Source organism: Pseudoalteromonas sp. TAE79, assembly GCF_000498015.1.
Taxonomy (GTDB): Bacteria; Pseudomonadota; Gammaproteobacteria; order Enterobacterales; family Alteromonadaceae; genus Pseudoalteromonas.
Genome location: NZ_AUTL01000078.1, coordinates 1 through 2,541, shown reverse-complemented (window position 1 = coordinate 2,541; position 2,541 = coordinate 1). Strand labels below are relative to the sequence as shown.

At 40.0% G+C, this 2,541-nt stretch carries 4 protein-coding genes; 3 read left to right on the top strand and 1 reads right to left on the bottom strand.

The window, feature by feature from the left end; all coding sequences use genetic code 11:
- The 3 genes from L655_RS0103495 to ampE form a co-directional block, all read left to right on the top strand.
- Positions 1-312: group II intron maturase-specific domain-containing protein (locus L655_RS0103495; protein WP_024605253.1), on the top strand; the 312-nt coding region annotated here is incomplete at its 5' end.
- A 151-nt stretch (positions 313-463) separates the two neighbouring features.
- Positions 464-1,171 (top strand): 5'-methylthioadenosine/S-adenosylhomocysteine nucleosidase, encoded by a 708-nt coding sequence (mtnN, locus tag L655_RS0103490; protein WP_024597687.1) that lies wholly within the window; start codon positions 464-466, stop codon positions 1,169-1,171.
- Positions 1,172-2,116 (top strand): regulatory signaling modulator protein AmpE, encoded by a 945-nt coding sequence (gene ampE / locus L655_RS0103485; RefSeq protein WP_024604113.1) that lies wholly within the window; start codon positions 1,172-1,174, stop codon positions 2,114-2,116.
- A 113-nt stretch (positions 2,117-2,229) separates the two neighbouring features.
- On the opposite strand, the gene L655_RS0103480 is transcribed toward ampE, so the two are convergent.
- On the bottom strand, positions 2,230-2,541 hold a 312-nt coding region (locus L655_RS0103480; RefSeq protein ID WP_024605253.1), incomplete at its 5' end, for a group II intron maturase-specific domain-containing protein.

Below are 2,541 nucleotides of genomic sequence, written 5' to 3'. Positions count from 1 at the left end.
GTGCGCGGTTTTGTAAATTATTTTAGTATAGCCAATTGTAAGCGAGAGCTAAAAGCCTTGGCAGGTTGGATCAGACGAAGACTAAGGGCAATACAGCTGAGGTTGTGGAAGAAGCCATCAAGGCTACATCGACGACTAAAGCAGTTAGGGAAAAAGCCACCGTTTAAGTTCATAAAGATGAACTCGTGGCGTAACTCACTAAGCCCTTTATCTTGTGTATCGATGCCAAACCAATGGTTTGAGGAGCTTGGTTTATATCCAATAGAAAAAGTGAATACGGGATGGCTTGCTTTATCAGCGTTTAGGAAATAAGTTGATAAAATGTGAAGGGTACAGGAGCCGTATACGAGGTCCGTACGTACGGTTCTGTGAGAGGGATGAGGCATAAGCCTCACCCTACTCGATGTTTTTTATTGCTAACTTCACGTATAATCAAGTGATTCAAACTCAGGAATTAAACTTTATGAATGTTGGTATTATTGGCGCAATGGAGCCAGAAGTTAAAATTTTACGTGAAGCTATGCAAAACCCACAAATTTTAACTAAAGCAGGTTTCACTTTTTATACTGGCGAGTTGGCTGGTAACACGGTGACACTTGTTCAATCTGGTATTGGTAAAGTCGCATCAACTATTGCAACTACCTTACTGATCGATAACTTCAAACCTGATTGCATAATTAACACAGGCTCAGCCGGTGGATTCGATCCTTCTCTTAGTGTAGGCGATGTAGTAATTTCGTCAGAAGTACGTCACCACGATGTAGACGTAACTGCTTTTGGCTACGAAATTGGCCAAGTACCACAAATGCCGGCAGGCTTTGCAGCACACCCTAAATTAGTTGAAGCAGCACAGCAAACTATCGAACAAATCAGTGATGTTAAAACACTCGTTGGCTTAATTTGTACTGGTGACACATTTATGTGTGACCCTATACGCATTGATAAAGCACGTAGTGATTTTCCTACAATGCTTGCTGTTGAAATGGAAGGCGCTTCAATTGCACAAACGTGTTTTACGCTAAACACACCATTTGTTGTAATTCGCTCAATGTCTGATATTGCTGGTAAAGAGTCACCACAATCATTTGAAGAATACCTAGAAACAGCATCAATCAACTCATCTAAAATGGTTGTTGCACTTTTAGAAAAGCTTACAGCAGTATCTCTGTAAATGCTTAGCAATATTGTTCAAAATCACTTGGACTTTATTGCCTTTATACTAGCGCTCCTTGCTGAGCGCTTTATTCCCCTTATTAGCTGGTATCATCCTAATACGGCGTTAAATGCTGTTTTTAGTGCTATTGGCAAACGTATATACAAAAGCAAAGAACCTAAAAGCTATCAATATTTGGCAGCTATCCTCGCAAGCTCACTTATTTTAAGTGTTATTCTCATTATTGTAGTGTTACTACTCGAGTTTGCTTTTTATCCTGAATTACTCGCTGGCCTTATTTTATATTTATGCCTAGAAAGTAAGAGCATTGATAAAAAAGCACTTCGCATTGCAAAGCTAACTAAACAAAATCAAAAATCCACAGCACGCGAATTACTAAAACCACTGCTTGCCCGTGAAGTTAATAGACTTTCATCTGCTGGTATTATCAAAGCATTAATTGAGAGCTTAATACTGCGCACCGCTCGATACTATTTCGTAGTCATATTTATATTTTTAGCATTTGGTCCTATTGCTGCCCTTGCCTATCGGTTACTTACCTTAATACAACAAGCCTGGCGTAGTGATATCCCCCCAAATAGTTACTTTTTAAAACCGCTTAAAACACTCTTGTTTATTATTGAATATATTCCCATGCGCTTACTCGCTTTAACTATTGCAGCAAGTCGAGCAAGCAAACAAAGCATGCATTATATAAAGCATTATGGCAGGCATTTTTATCAAACAAATACAGGCTGGCTCTTAAGCACATGTTCTGCATCGCTTGGCGTGCAGCTGGGCGGACCAGCTGTTTATTTTGGAACTCGCTTTAATAAAATGCGTATTGGTACTGATAGACTACCTACACCCGAGGATGTACCTGTAATAATTAATAGGTTAAATCAGGCCCGTGTATTTTGGTTGTTAGTAATAGCCAGCATTGAAATATTAAAATTGATTTAAAGGGCTCAAAATACGAGCACATCGAGTAGGGTGAGGCTTATGCCTCATCCCTCTCACAGAACCGTACGTACGGACCTCGTATACGGCTCCTGTACCCTTCACATTTTATCAACTTATTTCCTAAACGCTGATAAAGCAAGCCATCCCGTATTCACTTTTTCTATTGGATATAAACCAAGCTCCTCAAACCATTGGTTTGGCATCGATACACAAGATAAAGGGCTTAGTGAGTTACGCCACGAGTTCATCTTTATGAACTTAAACGGTGGCTTTTTCCCTAACTGCTTTAGTCGTCGATGTAGCCTTGATGGCTTCTTCCACAACCTCAGCTGTATTGCCCTTAGTCTTCGTCTGATCCAACCTGCCAAGGCTTTTAGCTCTCGCTTACAATTGGCTATACTAAAATAATTTACAAAACCGCGCAC